The 21,019-nt window shown below is 51.2% G+C and carries 19 protein-coding genes; 16 read left to right on the forward strand and 3 right to left on the reverse strand.

The window, feature by feature from the left end:
* The first annotated feature begins 3 nt into the window (after window positions 1-3).
* The 13 genes from flhA (at window position 4) to SHEW_RS07145 (ending at window position 13,241) form a co-directional block, all read left to right on the forward strand.
* Entirely contained in the window at window positions 4-2,103 is a 2,100-nt protein-coding gene (flhA, locus tag SHEW_RS07085; protein ID WP_011865181.1) for a flagellar biosynthesis protein FlhA, read from the forward strand.
* An 11-nt stretch (window positions 2,104-2,114) separates the two neighbouring features.
* Window positions 2,115-3,539: a flagellar biosynthesis GTPase FlhF gene (gene flhF, locus SHEW_RS07090; RefSeq protein ID WP_011865182.1), complete on the forward strand. Its 1,425-nt coding sequence runs from the start codon at window positions 2,115-2,117 to the stop codon at window positions 3,537-3,539.
* Window positions 3,540-3,543: 4 nt separating this feature from the next.
* The gene (locus SHEW_RS07095) at window positions 3,544-4,425 is read left to right on the forward strand and encodes a MinD/ParA family protein (protein WP_041406542.1); all 882 of its coding nucleotides are present in this window, start codon (window positions 3,544-3,546) and stop codon (window positions 4,423-4,425) included.
* Window positions 4,418-5,137 (forward strand): RNA polymerase sigma factor FliA, encoded by a 720-nt coding sequence (locus SHEW_RS07100; RefSeq protein ID WP_011865184.1) that lies wholly within the window; start codon window positions 4,418-4,420, stop codon window positions 5,135-5,137. The genes SHEW_RS07095 and SHEW_RS07100 overlap by 8 nt, the downstream gene beginning before the upstream one ends.
* A gap of 42 nt (window positions 5,138-5,179) precedes the next feature.
* Window positions 5,180-5,563 (forward strand): chemotaxis response regulator CheY, encoded by a 384-nt coding sequence (cheY, locus tag SHEW_RS07105; RefSeq protein WP_011865185.1) that lies wholly within the window; start codon window positions 5,180-5,182, stop codon window positions 5,561-5,563.
* A gap of 13 nt (window positions 5,564-5,576) precedes the next feature.
* Window positions 5,577-6,314, forward strand: a complete 738-nt coding sequence (locus SHEW_RS07110) for a protein phosphatase CheZ (protein ID WP_011865186.1) — start codon at window positions 5,577-5,579, stop codon at window positions 6,312-6,314.
* A gap of 15 nt (window positions 6,315-6,329) precedes the next feature.
* The gene (locus SHEW_RS07115; protein ID WP_011865187.1) at window positions 6,330-8,570 is read left to right on the forward strand and encodes a chemotaxis protein CheA; all 2,241 of its coding nucleotides are present in this window, start codon (window positions 6,330-6,332) and stop codon (window positions 8,568-8,570) included.
* A gap of 93 nt (window positions 8,571-8,663) precedes the next feature.
* Window positions 8,664-9,773, forward strand: a complete 1,110-nt coding sequence (locus SHEW_RS07120; protein ID WP_011865188.1) for a protein-glutamate methylesterase/protein-glutamine glutaminase — start codon at window positions 8,664-8,666, stop codon at window positions 9,771-9,773.
* Window positions 9,766-10,389: a hypothetical protein gene (locus SHEW_RS07125; RefSeq protein ID WP_011865189.1), complete on the forward strand. Its 624-nt coding sequence runs from the start codon at window positions 9,766-9,768 to the stop codon at window positions 10,387-10,389. The genes SHEW_RS07120 and SHEW_RS07125 overlap by 8 nt, the downstream gene beginning before the upstream one ends.
* Before the next feature lie 46 nt (window positions 10,390-10,435).
* Entirely contained in the window at window positions 10,436-11,227 is a 792-nt protein-coding gene (locus tag SHEW_RS07130; RefSeq protein WP_011865190.1) for a ParA family protein, read from the forward strand.
* Window positions 11,211-12,200, forward strand: a complete 990-nt coding sequence (locus SHEW_RS07135; protein ID WP_011865191.1) for a chemotaxis protein CheW — start codon at window positions 11,211-11,213, stop codon at window positions 12,198-12,200. The genes SHEW_RS07130 and SHEW_RS07135 overlap by 17 nt, the downstream gene beginning before the upstream one ends.
* Window positions 12,201-12,207: 7 nt before the next feature.
* Window positions 12,208-12,702 (forward strand): chemotaxis protein CheW, encoded by a 495-nt coding sequence (locus tag SHEW_RS07140; protein WP_011865192.1) that lies wholly within the window; start codon window positions 12,208-12,210, stop codon window positions 12,700-12,702.
* A 134-nt stretch (window positions 12,703-12,836) separates the two neighbouring features.
* Window positions 12,837-13,241: a DUF2802 domain-containing protein gene (locus SHEW_RS07145; RefSeq protein ID WP_190272426.1), complete on the forward strand. Its 405-nt coding sequence runs from the start codon at window positions 12,837-12,839 to the stop codon at window positions 13,239-13,241.
* 30 nt (window positions 13,242-13,271) lie between these two features.
* Here the strand turns inward: SHEW_RS07145 and SHEW_RS07150 are convergent, their stop codons facing one another.
* Window positions 13,272-13,628 carry an EscU/YscU/HrcU family type III secretion system export apparatus switch protein gene (locus SHEW_RS07150; RefSeq protein WP_011865194.1) on the reverse strand — a complete coding sequence of 119 codons (357 nt, stop codon included), beginning with the start codon at window positions 13,626-13,628 and terminating at the stop codon, window positions 13,272-13,274.
* Complete coding sequence (locus SHEW_RS07155) at window positions 13,628-15,781, reverse strand: hypothetical protein (protein WP_011865195.1); 2,154 nt, start codon at window positions 15,779-15,781, stop codon at window positions 13,628-13,630. The genes SHEW_RS07150 and SHEW_RS07155 overlap by 1 nt, the downstream gene beginning before the upstream one ends.
* A gap of 238 nt (window positions 15,782-16,019) precedes the next feature.
* Between SHEW_RS07155 and SHEW_RS07160 the strand changes: the two genes are divergently transcribed.
* Window positions 16,020-16,751 (forward strand): MlaA family lipoprotein, encoded by a 732-nt coding sequence (locus tag SHEW_RS07160; RefSeq protein ID WP_223294805.1) that lies wholly within the window; start codon window positions 16,020-16,022, stop codon window positions 16,749-16,751.
* Between the two features lie 130 nt (window positions 16,752-16,881).
* The gene (locus tag SHEW_RS07165) at window positions 16,882-17,985 is read left to right on the forward strand and encodes a response regulator (RefSeq protein WP_011865197.1); all 1,104 of its coding nucleotides are present in this window, start codon (window positions 16,882-16,884) and stop codon (window positions 17,983-17,985) included.
* A gap of 105 nt (window positions 17,986-18,090) precedes the next feature.
* Here the strand turns inward: SHEW_RS07165 and SHEW_RS07170 are convergent, their stop codons facing one another.
* Window positions 18,091-19,560 carry a peptide MFS transporter gene (locus tag SHEW_RS07170; protein WP_011865198.1) on the reverse strand — a complete coding sequence of 490 codons (1,470 nt, stop codon included), beginning with the start codon at window positions 19,558-19,560 and terminating at the stop codon, window positions 18,091-18,093.
* 577 nt (window positions 19,561-20,137) lie between these two features.
* Between SHEW_RS07170 and rfaH the strand changes: the two genes are divergently transcribed.
* Window positions 20,138-20,665 carry a transcription/translation regulatory transformer protein RfaH gene (rfaH, locus tag SHEW_RS07175; RefSeq protein WP_011865199.1) on the forward strand — a complete coding sequence of 176 codons (528 nt, stop codon included), beginning with the start codon at window positions 20,138-20,140 and terminating at the stop codon, window positions 20,663-20,665.
* Window positions 20,666-21,019 lie beyond the last annotated feature (354 nt).

Raw genomic sequence — 21,019 nt, forward strand, 5'->3', positions numbered from 1 at the left:
TTGATGGATTTGAAAGCAACGCTCGGTCAGATAAAACAGGTAAAACCCGCCAATTTTAAAGGGATAGGTACGCCCATATTGGTGCTTGCGGCGCTGGCGATGATCGTCTTGCCCATGCCGGCCTTCCTGTTGGATATCCTGTTTTCTTTTAATATCGCCTTGGCCCTGGTGGTCTTGCTGGTGGCCATCTATACCGACCGCCCCCTGGATTTTGCTGCCTTTCCCACAGTGCTGCTGGTTGCTACCTTGCTGCGTTTGGCGCTTAACGTCGCCTCGACCCGTATCGTCTTACTCGAGGGGCACAACGGTGGCGACGCCGCCGGTAAGGTGATTGAGGCCTTCGGCTCAGTGGTGATTGGCGGTAACTATGCCGTGGGTCTGGTGGTGTTTCTTATCCTGATCATCATCAACTTCGCCGTGGTAACCAAGGGCGCCGGACGTATCTCAGAGGTGAGCGCTCGCTTCACACTAGATGCCATGCCAGGTAAGCAGATGGCAATCGACGCCGACCTTAACGCCGGGATCCTTAATCAAGATCAGGCGCGTATTCGCCGCGCCGAAGTAACCAAGGAGGCCGACTTCTATGGTGCGATGGATGGTGCCTCCAAGTTTGTAAAAGGCGATGCCATCGCCGGTATCATGATTCTGGTGATCAACATCCTGGGCGGTTTCGTCATAGGTATGGCCCAGCATGGGCTGGACTTCTCCTCTGCGGTTGAGATCTACACCCTATTGACTATCGGTGATGGCCTGGTGGCGCAGATCCCTGGTCTCTTGCTCTCCATCGCGGCGGCCTTGATGGTGACCCGTCAAAACGAATCTGGCGACATGGGACAGATGGTTATGAGCCAGATGTTCGACAACCCTAAGTCGCTGGCCATCGCCGCCGGCGTCCTGCTGACCATGGGCATAGTGCCTGGCATGCCGCATTTCGCTTTTCTCAGCTTTGGCCTGATCACCGCGGGTGGTGCCTATTTTCTGCATCGTAAGAAAGATCTCGACAGACAACGTGCCTTGGAGATCGCCAAGTCCTCACCAGCGACTCCCGGCGATGCCAAGCCCAAAGAGCTTAGCTGGGATGATGTGCAGCAGGTGGACACCATTGGTCTGGAGGTGGGCTATCGTCTGATCCCGCTGGTGGATAAGGGCCAGGGTGGTGAGCTGCTTGGACGTATCAAGGGCGTGCGTAAGAAGCTCTCTCAAGAGCTGGGCTTTCTTGTTCCCGCCGTGCATATTCGCGATAACCTGGATCTGGCGCCAAACACCTATAGGATCTCCCTGATGGGTGTGGCCTCAGGTGAGGCGGATATTCGTCACGATTGTGAACTGGCCATCAACCCAGGTCAGGTTTACGGCAAACTAGATGGTGTCGAGACCACAGATCCCGCATTTGGTTTAGAGGCGGTATGGATCGCCCCTGAGCTCAGAGAACATGCTCAGACTCTAGGTTATACCGTGGTGGATGCCGCTACCGTAGTGGCGACTCACCTGAGTCAGCTGTTAACCAATAACGCCTCCAAGCTGCTGGGCTACGAAGAGGTGCAGCAGCTGATGGATATGCTGGCCAAGCATTCGCCTAAGCTGGTCAGTGGTTTCATTCCCGATGTCTTGCCGCTGGGCACTGTGGTCAAGGTGATGCAGAACCTGCTTAACGAAGGCGTGTCGATCCGCGACCTTAAGACCATAGTTCAGACTCTGCTCGAGTACGGGCCTAAGAGTAACGATACCGAGGTGCTTACCGCTGCTGTACGTATTGCACTTAAACGCATGATTGTTCAAGAAATAAGCGGTCCAGAGCCGGAAATTCCTGTCATTACTTTGGCGCCCGAATTGGAACAGATGTTGCATCAGTCTATGCAGGCAACGGGAGGCGAGGGGCCGAATATCGAACCTAGCCTTGCCGAGAGGATGCAAAAGTCGTTACTCGACGCATCCCAGCGTCAGGAGATGGTGGGCCAACCAGCCATCCTACTGACATCGGGTATGTTACGTTCGACGCTGTCGCGTTTTGTTAAACATACGATTCCAAATCTGCGGGTGATCTCTTACCAAGAGGTACCCGATGAGAAACAAATTCGCATCGTATCAGCGGTCGGCCAGTAGAGGGTATTTAAGTGAAAATAAAACGTTTTTTGGCAAAAGATATGCGCTCTGCATTGGCCCAGGTGAAAGAGACATTAGGTTCGGATGCGGTGATCATGTCGAACAAGAAAGTTACCGGCGGTATCGAGATCGTCGCCGCGGTAGACTACGATGAGCCTAAGCCGAGCGTGGCGAAAAATGATGCCGCGCCTTTGTCACCCAGCTTTCTCGATCTGGCCGAGGAGAAGGTTTCTATCGGTCGTCAGCCCATTAAGACAGAGTCAAAAAAACAGCCATCACCCGTAGCCGATTCGCTGCAAGCGCTGCTCGAGCGTCAACAAAATCGCGTCAGTCAGCAATTAAGCCAATCGAATGAAGCACTCGAGATGCCTGCCTGGGCCCAGGGATTGAAGGCGCCAAGCGATGAAATGGCCGCGCCTAATATGCATGGCGGCATGCAGGCTAATCCCCATGCCAACACACACGAGAGCCAGAATTTTAACCGTGCCAAGCGTGATAAGAGCGCGCCGGCCAGCGAGATCGAGTCTATGCGTGAAGAGCTGGCATCACTTCGCAACCTACTGACACATCAGGTGACCTCACTGCTGACTGAGCAGAAGAGTCGTCTGGATCCTGTGGGCGCCATGTTAGAGAGCCGCCTGCTGGATGCCGAGTTTAGCCCTGAGGTCGCCGCCAAGTTATCGGCCTTGAGCGAGCACTATGTGCCAGCGGACTTGGTGAAGGCCTTGCCACGCAGCCTGGCGAACATGCTCGACAACCAGGGGGACGACATCGTTCGTCAGGGCGGTGTGGTCGCCTTCGTGGGCCCAACTGGTGTGGGTAAGACGACGAGTGTCGCAAAATTAGCCGCTCGATTCGCCGCGCAGCATGGTTCAGATCAAGTTGCACTCATTACAACGGATCATTATCGCATTGGAGCCTATGAGCAGCTGGCAACCTATGGCAAAATAATGGGGTGCCCGGTCAAGCAAGCTCATGATCTCAATGAGTTGGAACAAATTCTTTATCAGTTCCGCAATCGCAAGCTAGTATTGATAGATACGGCGGGCATGGGACAGAGAGATGTGAGATTGTTCCAGCAACTTGATAATTTAACTGCAAATAGCAGATTACCTATTCGCAGTTATCTGGTACTGTCATCTACAAGTCAAAGAAGAGTGCTTGAAGATGCCGTCGCGCAGTTTACCCGGATTCCATTATCCGGCGCGATTTTGACCAAATTAGATGAATCAGTGGCCTTGGCACCGGCGTTGAGTGTGTTGATTCAAAGTGGATTACCTTTGAGTTATGTCACCGATGGACAAAGAGTGCCAGAAGATATGCAAGTGGCCGACACCTTAGCCTTAGCCAACAAGGCCCTGTCGGTACTCGAAAAGAAAGTGCAACCAATACAGAATAACGAAAGGTCATATGAACAGGCCTACGCATTTGAGTAATATAATGAGTCGGGATCAAGCAAGCGGTTTACGTATGATGAATCAACCATATAACGAAAAAGTAAAAGTAATTGCCGTAACCGGTGGTAAGGGTGGCGTAGGTAAAACCAGCGTGTCGATCAATACCGCCGTCTCCCTGGCCGAGAAGGGCAAGCGTGTGCTTGTGCTCGATGCCGACTTGGGGCTAGCCAACGTCGATGTCATGTTGGGCCTGAGAGCCGAGCGCAATCTCTCCCACGTATTATCTGGCGACGCTGACCTTGACGATATTATCGTACGTGGTCCAAAGGGGATTGGCATTATTCCAGCCACCTCTGGCACCCAGGCCATGGTCGAGCTGACACCGGCCCAGCATGCGGGCCTGATCCGTGCCTTCAGCGAGATGAAGACCCAGTTTGATATCCTGGTGGTCGATACAGCGGCAGGTATCTCAGACATGGTGCTCAGCTTCTCTCGCGCCTCTCAAGATGTGTTGGTTGTGGTGTGCGACGAGCCGACCTCTATTACCGACGCCTATGCTTTGATTAAGATTCTTAGCCGTGAGCATGGCGTATTCAGATTTAAGATTGTGGCAAACATGGTTAGAAGTTTGCGAGAAGGGATGGAGTTGTTTGCTAAACTTAGCAAGGTAACCGACCGTTTTCTCGACGTGGCCCTGGAGCTGGTTGCGACTATCCCCTTCGATGAAAACCTTCGCAAATCAGTTCGTAAACAAAAGTTGATCGTCGAGGCATTTCCTAAGTCACCGGCGTCAATTGCTTATCACGGCCTAGCGAATAAGATCATTAGCTGGCCAGTGCCACAACAACCGGGCGGACACCTGGAGTTCTTTGTAGAGCGATTGGTTCAACGTCCCGAATATCAAGAGGATCGTACGAGTGAGTAAAGCCGCTGCGTATACTTGTTTAGATAACAAAGCTTCTATTGTCGAACAGTATGCACCGTTGGTAAAAAGGATTGCTCACCATTTACTCGCTCGTCTACCCGCCTCGGTGCAATTGGATGATCTGTTACAAGCAGGTATGATGGGCCTGCTTGAAGCCTCGGCCAAGTTCGATGGCAGCAAGGGTGCCAAGTTTGAAACCTTCGCCGGTATACGTATTCGCGGCTCCATGCTCGACGAGATTAGGCGAGGAGACTGGGTACCCAGGTCGGTTCACCGTAATCAGCGACGCATAGCCCAGGTGATTGACGAGCTAGAACAAGAACTTGGACGTGACGCAAAAGACAATGAAATTGCGGATCGACTTGATATGACGCTCGATGAGTACCATCATATTCTTAATGATGTTTCCGTCGGGAAAGTAGTTGGAATTGAAGATCTTGGTGTATCGGTCGATGTAGTAAGACAGGAAGACGATCATCAGGACGACGCATTTGAGTCACTGGCAGAGACACAGTTCCACGAGGCCCTCGTCGAGGCGATTAAATTACTGCCAGAAAGAGATGGATTAGTTTTGTCGTTATATTATGACGAAGCATTAAATTTAAAAGAGATCGGTGCCGTACTTGATGTAAGCGAATCCCGAGTAAGCCAGATACACAGCCAGGCGATGCTCAGACTCAAAGCTAAACTCAAGCATTGGACCAAAATATAACGATTACATGAGCAATATAAAAACAGCTCCGCGGAGGAAACCTTGGACAAGAATATGAAGATTCTCGTTGTTGACGACTTCTCAACAATGAGACGCATCATCAAGAACTTGTTGAGAGACTTGGGTTTTAATAACACTCAGGAAGCAGATGACGGTTCGACAGCCTTGCCTATGTTGCAAAAAGGCGATTTTGACTTTGTCGTGACCGATTGGAATATGCCTGGCATGCAGGGGATCGACCTGTTAAAGGCTATCCGTGCTGATGACAACCTGAAGCACATTCCTGTGTTGATGGTGACTGCGGAAGCAAAAAGGGAACAGATCATTGCAGCGGCGCAGGCCGGTGTGAATGGCTATGTGGTGAAACCTTTTACTGCGGCGACATTGAAAGAGAAGTTAGACAAAATTTTCGAACGACTCGGTTAATCAAGGTTGAGCTATGCAGGCAGAAACTTCAGGGCTGATCAATCTAGCACAGGCCAAGCAACTCGTTGATCTGCTAGAGGCGGGTCAACAAGAGATGGCCGATGAGCTAATTCGCGATATCGCCAGCCCGATTCAGAAAGAGCTGTTTGACGAGGTGGGTCGCCTAACCCGTCAGCTTCACAGTGCCATAGTGGACTTTCAGGTGGACGGTCGTCTCGTGGAGCTGGCCAATAGCGAAATTCCCGATGCCAAAGAGCGCCTCAATTATGTCATCGACATGACGGAGCAGGCCGCCAATAAAACCATGGACGCCGTCGAAGAGTCTCTGCCTCTTGCAGATGCCCTTACCATGAACGTACAGGCCGTTAAGCCTTCTTGGGATCGCCTGATGCGTCGCGATATTCAGCTGCACGAATTTAAGGCGCTCTGCCATGATGTTCAGCAGTTTATCGAGCGCAGCGAATCCGATTCCAATCGTTTAAAAGAGTTACTCAACAACATATTGCTGGCCCAGGACTTCCAAGATCTGACCGGACAGATGATCCGCCGGGTGATCGAGCTGGTGCGAGAGGTTGAGAGTAACCTGGTCTCTATGTTGACCGTATTTGGCGAGCAGCCCGCCACGGATAAACCCCGTGCATCAGAGAAGTGTGTCGAAGCTGAAGGTCCTATTATGAACGCTGATCAGCGTGATGATGTCGTGACAGGGCAAGATGAAGTCGATGACTTGCTGTCGAGTCTAGGTTTCTAAGTAGGAGTCATATGAATGTCCTTTGATGTTGATGAAGAGATACTGCAGGACTTTTTGATTGAAGCGGGCGAGATCCTTGAGCTTCTCTCTGAACAGCTGGTGGCGTTAGAAAATAACCCCGACGACACCGAACTACTCAATGCCATCTTCCGTGGATTCCATACCGTTAAAGGCGGCGCCGGCTTCCTGAGCCTGACGCCCATGGTGGATGTTTGTCACGAAGCGGAAAACACCTTCGACCTGTTGCGCACGGGTAAGCGTAGTGTCTCTGCCGAGCTGATGGATATCATTCTCCAGGCCGTCGACACCATCAACTCTATGTTTGCCGAGACCCAGGCGGGTGTCGAGCAAAGCCCTGCCGATGAAGGCCTGTTAGCTAATCTTAAATTATTGAGCTCTGGTGGCTTATTGCCATCTGAGCAGGGCGGGGCATCAGTTGAAGCCGTTGCCGAGACGCCGGCCGAACCGGCTGTCGAAATACCAGCTGACGACGGTATAGAGCTATTTGATATGCCGCTCGATGACGGTGTCGAACTGTTCGACGAGCCGGTAAGCGATGCACCCGTGACCTCTATCGCCGGAGAAGGCGATATCGATGAGATCGATGAATCTGAATTCGAAGCCCTGCTCGATGCCCTTCATGGCAGCGGTAAGGGGCCATCAAGTACGGCGCCTGCAGGTGTGGCGCCGATTCAGGCGAGCGATAGCGACGACATCACAGACGATGAGTTCGAGTCGCTGCTCGATGAACTGCATGGCTCGGGTAAATTTCAGGCCCCTTCGGCTCCTATTGCCAAGGTGCCAGAGCCGACCTCGCCGCCGGTGGACGCCGATGAGATCACCGACGATGAATTTGAAAAGCTGCTCGATGAGCTGCATGGCGCCGGTGCTGGCCCTGGCAGTGAGACAAGCAAACCAGTAGCTTCTGCCGCTAAGGCGCCAGCAGCCCCTGCGCCGAATAAAGTCGCCACCCCGGCGCCAAGCAGCGTTAAGTCGCAACCCGTGGAGGTGCCAGCTCCTAAGCCTGTGGTGAAAGAGAAGGCTGCGGCAAAGGCGCCAGCGACCAATATGCCTCAGGCGGAAACCACAGTGCGCGTCGATACCGCGCGCCTGGATCAGATCATGAACATGGTCGGTGAGCTGGTATTGGTGCGTAACCGCCTGCTTAGCTTAGGGATTTCCCGCGATGATGAGGATATGTCTAAGGCGCTGGCCAACCTGGATCTGGTGACAGCCGATCTCCAGGGCGCGGTGATGAAGACGCGCATGCAACCGATCAAGAAGGTCTTCGGCCGCTTCCCTCGCGTGGTGCGGGATCTGGCGCGCAGCCTGAATAAAGAGATCGATCTTCGCATGATAGGTGAAGATACGGATCTGGATAAGAACCTGGTGGAAGCCCTTGCGGATCCTTTGGTTCACTTGGTGCGTAACTCGGTTGACCATGGTATCGAGATGCCTGACGAGCGTGAAGCTAACGGCAAGTCGCGTACCGGGACTATTACCCTTTCTGCCAGTCAGGAAGGTGACCATATCCTGCTCAAGATTGAAGATGATGGCGCGGGGATGGACCCCGAGAAGCTTAAGCAGATCGCCATCAAGCGCGGCGTGCTCGATGAAGATGCTGCGGCGCGCATGTCTGATGAAGAGGCCTATAACCTTATCTTCGCCCCGGGCTTCTCTACCAAGGTGGAGATCTCCGATATTTCCGGCCGCGGCGTCGGCATGGATGTGGTGAAGACGCGTATCACTCAGTTAAACGGTACCGTGCATATCGACTCCTTAAAAGGTAAGGGGACTTGCCTGGAGATCAAGGTGCCGCTCACCCTGGCTATTATGCCGACCCTGATGGTGGAAGTGGCTCAGCAGGTATTTGCTCTGCCGCTGTCGAGCGTTAGCGAGATCTTCCACCTGGATCTGACCAAGACCAATGTTGTCGATGGCCAGCTAACTGTGATTGTGCGGGAAAAGGCCGTGCCGCTCTTCTATCTCGAGCATTGGCTGAGTCGTAAGGCGGTGAGCTTTAAGCATGGCGACAAGCAGCACGGTCACGTGGTGATAGTGCAGCTGGGTACCATGCAGATAGGCTTCGTGGTTGACTCCTTGATCGGTCAGGAAGAGGTAGTGATCAAGCCTCTGGGCACCTTGTTACATGGCACCCCAGGCATGGCTGGCGCGACTATTACCTCTGACGGTGGCATCGCATTGATATTAGATGTGCCCGGCTTATTGAAACATTACGCCAAGAACAAGAAATAACAGTTAGCGGCACAGTGAGCTATAGGATCAGCGTGATGCCCAGAGGCGTCACGCTTTGTTTAGGCAAGGATCCTGTTGCAGATAGGAATTTGAATGGCCATAAAAGTATTAGTTGTCGATGATTCAAGCTTTTTTCGTCGCCGAGTCAGTGAGATTGTCACCAAGGATGCGGAGTTAGAGGTCATAGGCACGGCGTCTAATGGCGCCGAGGCGGTCAAGTTGGCGCAGCAGTTAAAGCCACAAGTTATCACCATGGATATTGAGATGCCAGTGATGGATGGCATCAGCGCCGTGCGTGAGATCATGGCGAAGTGTCCGACCCCCATCTTGATGTTCTCATCCCTTACCCACGACGGCGCCAAGGCAACCCTGGATGCCCTGGAAGCGGGTGCGTTAGATTTTCTTCCTAAGCGATTTGAAGATATTGCCACCAACAAGGATGAGGCGATCGCTCTGTTGCAGCAGCGCATCAAGGCGCTGGGCCGCCGCCGTGTGTTCCGCCCCATATTGCCAAGAAGTGTACCACCAAAGCCTGCGACAACAACTGCTTCTACGACGCCGACAAGAGAGATGGCGCAGCGTCCTGCAACGCGTCCGAGCGCGCCTGTTACCCGCGCCAGCGGTAAGAGATATAAGCTTTTATTGATCGGCACCTCAACCGGCGGCCCCGTTGCGCTGCAGCGGATATTGACCAAGCTGCCGGCGAACTATCCTCATCCTATTTTGCTTATCCAGCATATGCCGGCAGCCTTTACGCCCGCCTTCGCCACGCGCTTAAATGGCCTGTGTGCCATCGAGGTGAAAGAGGCGCAAAATGGCGATCAGCTCAGGGCAGGCTGCGCCTACCTGGCACCCGGTGGCATGCAGATGATGTTAGAGCGTGGCGGCAGCTTTGGACGCATCAAGATAGTGGCCGGTAGCATGGATATGAATTACAAGCCCTGTGTCGACATTACCTTTGCCTCGGCCTCAAAGCTGAGTGGCGGTGAGACCCTGGCCGTGGTATTGACTGGTATGGGCGCCGATGGCCGCGAAGGGGCCAGGATGCTTAAGAATGTCGGGGCGACTATCTGGGCTCAAGATGAGGCCAGCTGCGTCGTTTACGGCATGCCACAGGCGGTGACCGCCGCCGGGATCTCCAGTCAGTCGATAGCGCTCGATGATATGGCAGAGGCCATCATTCGCGAGAGCGGACGTGGCTAGGCAGCGACAAGGCCTCAGCACCACAGTGCTGTTGCTGTTTTTTCTCTTGTTAGTTTGCTGCCTGGTGACCGGATCACTCTATCTCGACCTGAGGCATAAGAATGGCTTGCTTGAGGAGAAGGTAGCCCAGCTAGAGAAGAGTCAGGTGCTGCTGATGGTGCCCGACGAGCAGGCAAAGGCCTTGGCAGATTGGATGGAGAATAATCCAGAGTTTACTCAGTCTATCATCAAGCAGGCCGAGCCTGGCAGCCAGGTAAGAGTCGAGATTGGCCCCGACGTGCCTGAGGCGATCGCCAGGCAAGAGGCAGTTAGTCTTACAGACAGACATAGTGAACGAACCGATAGTCTCGATGAACAGACAGCTAATCTTAATGAACAGCAGGATCAGACCAGGCTAACGCCCTTGTTACCTGAGGCGGGAGCTGAAGAAGCAAGCCAGAGTGAACATCTGAGCAAGAACCAGCGCGAGCAAAAGGTGGCCAGCGCCACAGATAAGGTGACACAGGATGGTAAAACGCCATCGCAGCCGGTTAAGCTGTCAGAAGATAAAGATGGTGTTAAAGTAATAAGCCTGCCCCATGGCGGCATTCGAGTCACGACTCGCGAAGATAATTAAAACGATAACCTGATGGCGATACGCTCGAGGATTTAAGGGGTTTTACTTGAAGATCTGGACCATAGCAAATCAAAAAGGGGGCGTGGGTAAGACGACCACAGTGGCGAGCCTGGCTGGCGCCATGGCAAAACGGGGCAAACGAGTCTTGATGATAGACACGGATCCCCACGCATCTTTGGGCTATTACCTGGGCATAGATTCCGAAGAGGTGCCCGCCTCGCTCTATGATCTGTTTCTGAAACACAAGAACCTGAATAAAGATCAGGTGCTTGCCCATATAGTTCCCACTAAGGTGGAAGGGATAGATCTCTTGCCGGCCACCATGGCGCTGGCAACGTTGGATCGCTCGCTCGGCCATCAGGAAGGGATGGGCTTGATCCTTAAACGCCTGCTTGCCTTAGTCGCCGACCAGTACGACGTCGCCCTCATCGATTGTCCGCCGGTATTAGGTGTGTTGATGGTCAACGCCCTCGCGGCCAGCGAGCACATCATTATCCCGGTGCAGACTGAGTTTCTGGCGATCAAGGGGCTAGATCGCATGGTCAAGACCATGACGCTCATGGGGCGTTCTAAGAGCACCAACTACAGCTACACAATCGTTCCGACCATGTACGACAGACGTACCAAGGCGTCGCCCGCCGCCCTGCAGCAGCTGGGGGAAGAGTACGGCGATGTACTTTGGCCAGATGTCATCCCTGTGGATACCAAGTTTCGTGACGCCAGCCTGGCGCACCTGCCAGCCTCGCACTACGCCAGCCATTCACGTGGTGTTAAGGCCTATGAGAGATTGCTCGACCACCTGCTGACCAAGGAGTTTGCGCATGTCAAACTCGGTTGACGAAGCGGTCTTTAATTATTTTTCCTTGCTGCTCTCCGAGCCCGGTGAAGAGAGCGTCACGGCCGACAAGCCTGAAGTAAAGGGCGAGCAGGCGATAGCACAAAATGGTCAAATGAGAGGCCCTGCACCTGCAGTAAAACGTCAGCCTCTTACCGAACAGTCTAAACCGCGCCCGGTGGTCACTCAGGCTACGCCGACACCACTCAATAAGCTCGCGCTCGAGCAATTGCTGGCGCCGGTGAGTGAGATTGCTACTCAGACAGAGACTCAAACAGCAAGCAAGGTCGAGCTCAAAACGCTCGATACCAAACCTGCTAGCGTCGAAACGATGACACAAGCTGTATCGGTTCAAACGAAATCTGAGTCGCAAGTTAAGCAAAAAATCGAAGAAAAATTAGAAACTTCGGCTAGTATTAAGCAAGAGGAAATTGTAACCGAAAAGGTCGATCTGGCCGCGGCACCACAGACGCAAACTGGCGCGACACCACCAGGGGTGACAGAGGCGCTAGTCGAGCAGCTCGACGATGAGTTTCAGGTGCTATTTTTCAAGGTGGCGGGTCTCACGTTGGCCGTGCCCTTGGTGAGCCTTGGCGGAATTGTTAAGGTGGAGCGGATCAATCACATTATGGGGCGACCGGCCTGGTATCTTGGGGTTCAGACCCACAGGGATTCGCAACTCAATATTGTCGATTCGGGTGCCTGGGTGATGCCGGAAAAATATGATGATAAACTGGCGCAATCCGTTGATTACCAATATATTGTACTCTTAGAGGACAGTAATTGGGGGCTGGCCTGTGAGTCGCTGGTGAATTCCGTCAGAATTTTAAAGTCAGAAGTTAATTGGCGTACCAAAGCGGGTAAACGCCCTTGGCTGGCTGGCGTCGTAAAAGAACAGATGTGCGGCATTCTACATGTGCAGGCACTGATTGAATTATTAAATTTGGGTTTAGGTAGTCAGGACTCTATTGGCTGAGGTTAATATGGCAGATGCAAAAAACGTCGCGGCAGTTGCCGCAGGTAAAGATGATGAAGTGTTGCAGTGGGTAACCTTCCGTTTAGACAATGAAACCTATGGTATCAATGTGATGCAGGTGCAAGAGGTGCTGCGTTACACCGAAATAGCACCTGTACCTGGGGCACCTCATTATGTGCTGGGGATCATTAACCTGCGCGGTAACGTGGTTACCGTTATCGATACCCGCTCTCGTTTTGGTTTGCCTTCTGCCGAGGTGGATGACTCTACCCGTATCGTGATCATCGAAGCAGAGAAGCAGGTGATAGGGATTCTTGTCGACAGTGTCGCCGAAGTGGTCTATCTGCGTGGCTCAGAGATAGATAACGCGCCGAATGTGGGCACGGAAGAGAGTGCCAAGTTCATTCAAGGCGTGAGCAATCGTGATAACGAATTACTCATTCTGGTGGATCTCGATAAGTTACTCTCTGATGAAGAGTGGATGGAGTTGGCTCAGCTTTAAGGGCTTAGCCGTCGACGATAGTGCATTGACGATATAGCCATTGACGATAAAAAGCCGTCGCCTAGTTCGATGGCTTTTTTCGTGTTGTAAAAGGTCGAGCGTAGAAATGAAGGTTAATGGAGTTGGCATTTATGATAGGCGATGAGATCTTAATCGCGGCATTACTGTATGTGGTTGCCTGTCTCGCACTGGTGCTGTATCAGCAAAAACAAACTAGCAAGCTCAGAGCCAAGATTGACGCCCTGACGCTGCTGGTTAAAGAGAACGATAGGCAGCGCGAGGCGGTTAAGCAGGAGCTACAGGAGCTGAGATCGGGCACCATAGGCGTTGGTCGCCGCATGCTCGAGCTGGAAAAGCGGGTGACCAAGCAGGAGGCGCGCATCGATGAGACGGTGGCGGATGAACCTCAGGCAAGGCTCTATACCCGAGCGATGAAGATGGTCGAACTCGGCGCCGATATCGATGAGCTGGTTAAGGAGTGTGAGCTGCCTAAGGCCGAGGCCGAACTATTGCTGCGCCTTCACGGTAAGGGGCGATAGCGCTCCTTTATTGAATTAGTTGTCTAAACACTACACCTCTTGCATGATCCTTTTGTGCATATTGTCCCAACGCTCAGGGAACTTGCCGTCCAGCATATAGACGAAGGCGATCAGTTCGGCGATGAGCAGATATAGCTCCTTGGGGATCTCTTCACCTATCTCGAGTTTTTGAAGAAAGTTACTCAAGTTGGCATCTTGATGGATATAGATGCCAGCCTCCTTGGCGATGGCGATGATCTCCTCGGCGACTAAATCCTCCCCCTTGGCTGTGATTTGCGGGGCCAACTTTCCGTCATAGCGCAGCGCCGCAGCTTGAGTGGGCCTGCGTGGTTTGTTGTCTGAACCACCTTGTAAGTCATCTGGTTTATTGTCGTATGTGTTCATCATTAGGCCTTAATTTTTACCAAGTAGTGCTCGCCTGGTAGTAAGGAGGCGGGTACCTGAGAAACCTGGGTGCGGATCTTGTTTGGGGTTAAGCCGATTGCCTGGATCTTCTGCTCCAGACCCATGAGTCTTTGTTCGATACTGTCGAGCAGACTCTGATCTTCTGAGGTGAAGCCCAGGTTCAAGCGCCCATCTTTAACATCTGCGTTGATCAATAGTCCAGCCTGACTCAGATTAAACTTAAGCTGCAGCCGCCAGTGGGGCGATGCGTTTTTTTCCTGCGCTTCCTGGCTGAAGTGCCCCTCAAGCTCCTCGTGCCTGTGCTCTATCATATAGGGCAGGGTAAAGTACCAGTTCGTTGACTGCGGCGTATCGCTGCTCGCCTGCTGATAGAGGGACAGGTTAGATACTAGTTTGCCAAGTGATTCGAGACCGCCGCTTTTCTCGAGTAGGCCGAGTAGCTGGCTGTTTGATGCTAGCTGCTGCAGGGTTTGTACCTGGCTTGTGGCTTTACCGCCGGCCTGGGTTTTCACCTGTCTGCCAAGGAGCAGCTGAAACAGTACCCCTATGGTGCCGGCATGGCTGGTGATATTGGCAAGACTAGATACTGGAGTTGCCGGCGCAGCGATGCCGATGAGGCTATCGAAAAGCTCCTGTTTCAATGAGCTAGGACTCGCTAACTCGGTAAGCGGCTTGGGGAAGGCGAGTGGGAGAAGCTGTTGCATCAACTGCAGCAAGTTTCGACCCTGCGCGCCTTTAGCTGCCGGCATGGCTTTATCTGCGAGTTGACCGAGCGCGAGATTCAGCCCTCTATGATTTAGCTCCATGGAATTGAGCCCTTTAGCGTTTAATGCTGCCGATTGTGTTGTTTGGCTCATATCTGCTGATTGCGGTGCTATGCCCCTTGGCGATATTTGTCCTTCCTGTTTTCCTAAGGCGGCAAGCTGAGCCAGCGCGGCAGGGCTAGATTGCAACTGGCTGCTAGCCTTGGCGTTTCCTTGTTCACCTGATGTGGCTTGGGATATGGATTGGAGCATGGCATGGCGGACAAGCTGATCGTTAGCATCGAGCCTGATCCCTGTAACCATGGCGCTGACCCTCTGAAAGAGTTGGCTCTGATTTATTTGGGCAATATCTTTTAGCTGCTGGGTCTGGGTACTTTTAGGCTCAACAGCAGCTACTGAAGTTAGACTTGAGGCAAGCGACTTACCTGTCAGCGATCTGAAAGTCATAGCTGCCATGTCGTTGTTTTGGGCTGTTTGAAGCGGTATCTGGCTAATCTGCTGATTAGTTGATGCCTTGATTGCTGGTACTTGATTTGAAGGTGATTGATTTGCTGGTACTTGATTTGAAGCAGCCTTGTTTGGCATAAGACCTGGCCTGGGCTCACCGGCCCCCTTTGGCGTTGTTAACTCTCTGATAAGCCCATTTAACGATTCTGGGGTTAACGAGGTTTTTGCCAAGCTGTTTATTAGCTGATGGTAAGCGCTGGCTAACTCAGGTTTGCTGATAAGTGCTTGTGAAGCTTGGGATGATAGATAGAGTGCGGGGGAGCTGGTATTGCTCAGCAGCGCCTCTTTACCCATAGGCGTCAGCAGCAGATTCACTTCTGCCAATTTAGGAGTGAGAGCCAGGGTTAACTGTCCATTATCCATGGTAATTTTGGCTAGGTACTGACCATCAGCGATGGGAGGGCTAGGTAATCTAACCAGCTGTTGAGCGCTAAAAAACAGCTGATTTGCGGTTATTTGCACCTCACCTAAGGGGTAGCCCTGTGGGCGGTTAGCGAAGTTAGTGAGCTGGGCCAGACTTATCTGGTTGGCATTGATATAGGCAACCAGCCCTTTGGGTAAGGGTAGGGCGATAGCTTCTCCATGGGCCTGCACGGTAGCACTTAACATAGAGCTTGAATTCGCGGCGGCGCTCAATTGGGTCAATACTGTAAGACGGACGGCATCTTGTTTTAAGCTTTGCTGATCTTTGCTGTCTTGATAGGTGATAGCCAGCTCGCGATGATTGAGCCTGAGCTTGTCGCCCTGAGGAGTCGATGCTACCTCAATCGGAATATTTTTGGCCTGAGCAGCCTTGTCTGTTTGATTGAGAAGCTCACCGCCAGATACCGCTGGGGCGGGCATGTCGATACGGGAATTACTCAATTGTTAACCTCAAATTGATGCTCCATGAATGTCTTATTACAAAATTCAATTTGACCTATCGCTTTAGCTGAGTATCCTTAGCGATCTGAAAAGGAAAACCAAACTGTGTAGTCTAGTATTGATACTTTATCGTCAACAATAGCTGGTGACTTTAGCCGTGTTAATACTAATTAGGAAACTAATTTATATGAAGTGTAAATGGATTGCGTTGAGTCTGCTATTGGTTGGTGCCCAGGCGATGGCACAAACAGACACAAGCGATGAGCGTGCAACGGATAGCACCACAGCAGAAGTCACCATTATCTATAACGATGAGCGCGATCCCCTGGAAGGCTTTAACCGCGCCATGTGGGATTTCAACTATCAGTTTCTCGACAAATATTTCTATCGCCCCGTGGCTCATGGCTACAATGATATCTTGCCCAGGCCGGTGAAGACTGGTGTTAATAACTTCGTCCTCAACTTCGAAGAACCCAGTTCTATGGTGAATAACGCCCTGCAGGGCAAGTGGGGTTGGGCGGCCAATGCCGGCGGGCGGTTTACCATCAACACCACCATTGGTTTGTTAGGGGTGATCGATGTTGCCGACATGATGGGCCTGCAACGTAAACAGGACGAGTTTAATGAGGTGTTAGGCTATTATGGTGTGCCTAACGGTCCTTACTTTATGGCACCGTTTTTAGGCCCCTATGTGACTCGAGAATTGGCCTCAGACTGGGTGGATGGTCTCTATTTTCCGCTGTCTGAGTTGACCATGTGGCAATCCTTGGCCAAGTGGGGGCTGAAAAACCTACACAGGCGCGCATCGGCGATTGACCAAGAAAGACTTGTCGATAATGCACTTGACCCCTACACTTTTGTTAAGGAAGCGTATTTTCAGCATCTTGACTATAAAGTTTATGATGGCGACATACCCGTGTCGACTGATGATGACGAATTGCTCGACGAATACATGACAGAGCTTGATTAACATCAGTGTCCCGCATAACCCATTGTTTCATAATAGGCGAAGGAACTAGCGATAAGATGTTGCTTATCTAGGCGTATATGGATGTACTAGATTTTGCGGCTTAGCCAGAGTGCAAGCCTGGGGAAGCTAAATGGCGTTAGAAGATCTAGTGATACTGTTAGTGGAAGACGACCCGGTATTTCGCAGTATTGTGGCCGCCTTCTTGACCAATCGCGGTGCGACCGTGATCGAGGCCGATGATGGTCAGCAGGGATTAGAGCGGTTTAGTCAGCACGATTTCGATATTGTACTGGCGGATCTCAGCATGCCTATCCTGGGTGGGCTGGATATGCTCAAGCAGATGATAAAGCGCAAGCCAGATACCCTTTCAATCGTCATTTCCGGTAACCAGGTGATGGCCGATGTGGTCGAGGCGCTCAGAGTGGGCGCAAGCGATTACTTAGTTAAGCCGGTTAACGACCTCTGTCTTATCGAGAATGCTATCCGTCAATGTGTGGGCGGCAGTAGTCAGCAAGATGTGCAGCTGGAAGATCTCGACGAATTATCCTATCAAGAGTTGGAAGAGCACCTTAATCTGCTTGAGCAGAACGCCGAGGCAGCTAAGAGCGTTCAGCAGCAGCTGTTTCCTCCCTCTGTCATCGATTATCCCAAGGCCAAGATCGACTATAGCCTGTTCAAGCATGACGAGGTCAGCGCTTACTTTATCGATAGTGTCAATGTGGGCGAGCGTTATCTCATCATGTATATGGCGCATTTTCATCCCCAAGATAATCGCTGCGCCTTTGCGAGTGTACTGCTGAAGAGCTTTGTCAATCAGAAGCTTAAACAGTTTCGCAATGACAATACCGAAACTGTCATCGAGCCTTTCAATATGTTGAGTTACCTCAATGAGCGGATGAGTAAGTCGGGGTTAGATATCTATGTGGATATCGTCTATGCCGTGGTTGAGCTGACTCATTATCGGGCGTCTATCGCCCAGGCGGGGAAGGGGCTGAGATGCTATATCCGCAACGAAGAAGGCTTGATGCCGCTAGCGATGCCAGACGCTTTGCAGCTGGGTATTTTAGAGTGGGGCCAGCCCAGCACTCAGTTTCGAAACTTAATGCCGGGAGAGAGCCTGTGTGTGGCTTCTAGCAATATCGAGCATAGGGATATGTTACTCAATGATGAGTTTGTCGGTTTGAGCTATAGCCCTGAGGTTGCCCCTGGTGGCTATGTGCAGATGAGCTTCTAGTTATTCCTCGAAATTTTTCCATTTTCACCAAGTCTAAAAACAAAAAACGCCACATTGAGTGGCGTTTTTTATGGAATTAAATTTTAGTTATCTAGCGATAAGTCATTAGCGCTTAATTGCTTCATGCTCGGCAGTGATAGCAATCTCTTCTTCTAAGGCTTCTTCTTCTGTGTGGTGGCTATCTTCGGCGCCATGCATCCAGTCAACCAGTTTATCCGCCATGAAGTAGAGGATAACGCCTGACAGTGCGGCCGTGATAGCGATACCGGCGAAGATAGACATAGCGTTGGCTAGCTGCTCCTCTTTTGCACCACCATGGCCGATGAATGAACCGATGATACCGCCAATCTTGTTAGCCGCGGCAACAAACAGGAACCATGCACCCATCATGAGTGATGCGATACGCAGTGGAGCCAGCTTAGTGACCATAGACAGGCCGATTGGAGAGAGACATAGTTCACCCATGGTGTGGAAGAAATAAGCACCTACCAACCACCACATGCTTGACTTGGCATTAGCGTCACCGCCCATCTCGAGTACCGCACCGATCATGAACAGGAAGCCTGTTGCAAGCAGTACCAGGCCTAGCGCGAATTTCACCGGAGAGTTTGGCTCTCTGTCACCCAGGCGAACCCAGATAGAGGCAACTACAGGGGCGAAGATCACGATGAACATAGCGTTCAGCGATTGGAACCAGGTAGTTGGGACTTCCCAGCTGCCGATCATACGGTCGGTGAAGTCGTTGGTGAAGAGGTTCATTAGGCCACCGGCTTGCTCGAAGCCTGCCCAGAAGATAATGGTAAACAGACCCATGACCATGATCACTTTGATGCGATCACGCTCAACTTTGGTTAGCGGCTCTTTGCGCACTTCACCTTTTTCTGCTGCTCTCTGCTTTTCAAGTTGGGCGGCTGGTACACGACCGATATCGCCTAGCAGCTTTTGTGCGAACAGGAACTGGATGATCAGTGAGAGGATCATACCGATACCGGCGCAGATGAAGCCTGCTTGGAAGTTACCATCGAAGTAAGCCACGACCGAACCAACTATGATGCCCGACAGGAAGGCACCTACGTTAATACCCATGTAGAAGATGGTGAATGCACCGTCTCGGCGGTGATCGCCTTCTTCATAGAGGTCACCTACCATGGTAGAGATGTTTGGCTTGAATAGGCCGTTACCTAAGATTAGGACGCCCAGACCAACATAGAAGACTTCAGTTTCCATGCCTTGTACCCAAGCGTGAGGAGTACCAAGAATAAATTGACCAGCGGCCATCAGGGCGCCACCTATCATGATGGCTTTACGTTGACCTAGGAATGTATCGGCGAGCCAGCCACCGATGAGGGGAGTCAGATAAACAAGACCTGTGAATGTACCATAAAGATTTAGGGCGTCTGCCTGGGTCCAACCTAGACCGTGACCACCTTGGGATTGTACTGCATCGACGAGATAAAGTACCAGGATGGCTCGCATCGCATAGTAACTGAAACGTTCCCATAACTCAGTTGTAAACAACAGGAACAGTCCCTTAGGATGGCCGAGCATCGTACCTTGGGGTTTTGCTGCACTCATGTAAGTCTTCCACCTTCAGCTTGTGATTGCCTACATAACAAAAACTATGTAGAAAAATGGTTGTTGCTAATATAGCTCGCTTGTTGGATAGATACGCTCTATTAGTCTAACTTGATGAAAATGTTATCTAATCTGTCTTTTTGCGTTCTAAGCTTGTTGCGAGAATTTATTATATTTTAATATTTAGGGTATTAAATTTTATCAAACCCATCTTATATACCCTTTTCATCGCCTAAAAGTCAATTTACCTGGGTTAACTGACCAACAAATCATCACTGGTTGGAGGGGCTAGGGCATGATTGTTCATGGTCTGTTGCGCTTAGCAGAAAGATTTGACCTGAGTTAACAAAGTGGGTGGGAAAAATAGAGGAAAAACGCTCTTTTCTTTGACCTAGAGTATTTGCTATGATTTCGGCCGTGAATTGGATGTCACCTGAATTATCTCGTTATCTTTGCGTTGCGCGTTATTCTGAGCGTCTTGCAAAACACAGCAATTGTGAAAGTAAGTCCGCAGTGGTTTCTGTCATAGCGGTTATTAAGTGTTAGCTAACGATAAAACTAGGTTTTTAAGGAAATTATGAAGTCTTGGTATCTTGTGTATTGCAAACCTCGCGGCGAAACGCGTGCGCAGCAAAATCTTGCATTGCAACAGATAGAGACCTACCTGCCCACTCTCCCGCAACAGATCACTAAGTCCGGCAAAAACAGCGTAAAACGTCTACCGCTATTTCCCTGTTACCTGTTTATCTATTTCGACCCGCTAGAGATCAGCGTAAGTAAGATTCACTCGACACGAGGCGTGTCTCGAATCATAGGTTGCCGAGAAGAGATGACGGCGATCGACGATGCCATAGTGCATTCCATCAGGATGCGTGAGGCCAAGCTGCTTAACGCGTTGCAATTGCCCAGTGATGATTTGTTGAGTGGCAACGCTGAGCCTAGGTTGTCTGTTGGCGATAAGGTGAAGTTTGTTGAAGGGCCATTTAAGGAGCTCGAAGGGATCTTCGAAGAGCAGAGTGGCGATAAGCGCTGTCACATTCTTTTTGAGATCATGGGCCAGCAAAAGAGGGTGTCGGTCTCAAGAGTCAGTATCAAGGGTATTTGAGAAAGGTAGCTGATTGAGTAGCTTCTGATTGGTCAAATAGCACTTTGAAGCAATACGTAGACGTTTATAAGGGATAAGAAGTAGGTCGTTGGCGCTAATCTTTGTAAGAGATCTGCTATAACGCGCGATTCGTTGTTAGATTAATCTTCCCGTTTTGTTGGTGTTTTGGTTATTCGGTAACAGATTTTGGTCGTTGAAGGCCTGTATTGAGTGATTTTAAGCTGATTGTGCTTACCGCATTCGATTGTATTAAACGATTGACGAGTATATGAGCAGTAATTGTCATTTTGTTCCAGTACAATGAATCGCTTTTCTTCAAGATAGCGCAAAAGTACTTTGTTTAATGTGTCATTT

Source organism: Shewanella loihica PV-4 (genome assembly GCF_000016065.1).
Taxonomy (GTDB): domain Bacteria; phylum Pseudomonadota; class Gammaproteobacteria; order Enterobacterales; family Shewanellaceae; genus Shewanella; species Shewanella loihica.

Coding starts and splice junctions, on each gene's coding strand:
- SHEW_RS07140 (WP_011865192.1), top strand. CDS start 12,208: ATGGCAGATGCAAAAAACGTCGCGGCAGTTGCCGCAGGTAAAGATGAT.
- SHEW_RS07115 (WP_011865187.1), top strand. CDS start 6,330: ATGTCCTTTGATGTTGATGAAGAGATACTGCAGGACTTTTTGATTGAA.
- SHEW_RS07160 (WP_223294805.1), top strand. CDS start 16,020: ATGGCACAAACAGACACAAGCGATGAGCGTGCAACGGATAGCACCACA.
- rfaH (WP_011865199.1), top strand. CDS start 20,138: ATGAAGTCTTGGTATCTTGTGTATTGCAAACCTCGCGGCGAAACGCGT.
- SHEW_RS07165 (WP_011865197.1), top strand. CDS start 16,882: ATGGCGTTAGAAGATCTAGTGATACTGTTAGTGGAAGACGACCCGGTA.
- SHEW_RS07110 (WP_011865186.1), top strand. CDS start 5,577: ATGCAGGCAGAAACTTCAGGGCTGATCAATCTAGCACAGGCCAAGCAA.
- flhA (WP_011865181.1), top strand. CDS start 4: ATGGATTTGAAAGCAACGCTCGGTCAGATAAAACAGGTAAAACCCGCC.
- SHEW_RS07150 (WP_011865194.1), bottom strand. CDS start 13,628: ATGATGAACACATACGACAATAAACCAGATGACTTACAAGGTGGTTCA.
- SHEW_RS07170 (WP_011865198.1), bottom strand. CDS start 19,560: ATGAGTGCAGCAAAACCCCAAGGTACGATGCTCGGCCATCCTAAGGGA.
- SHEW_RS07120 (WP_011865188.1), top strand. CDS start 8,664: ATGGCCATAAAAGTATTAGTTGTCGATGATTCAAGCTTTTTTCGTCGC.
- SHEW_RS07095 (WP_041406542.1), top strand. CDS start 3,544: ATGAGTCGGGATCAAGCAAGCGGTTTACGTATGATGAATCAACCATAT.
- SHEW_RS07135 (WP_011865191.1), top strand. CDS start 11,211: ATGTCAAACTCGGTTGACGAAGCGGTCTTTAATTATTTTTCCTTGCTG.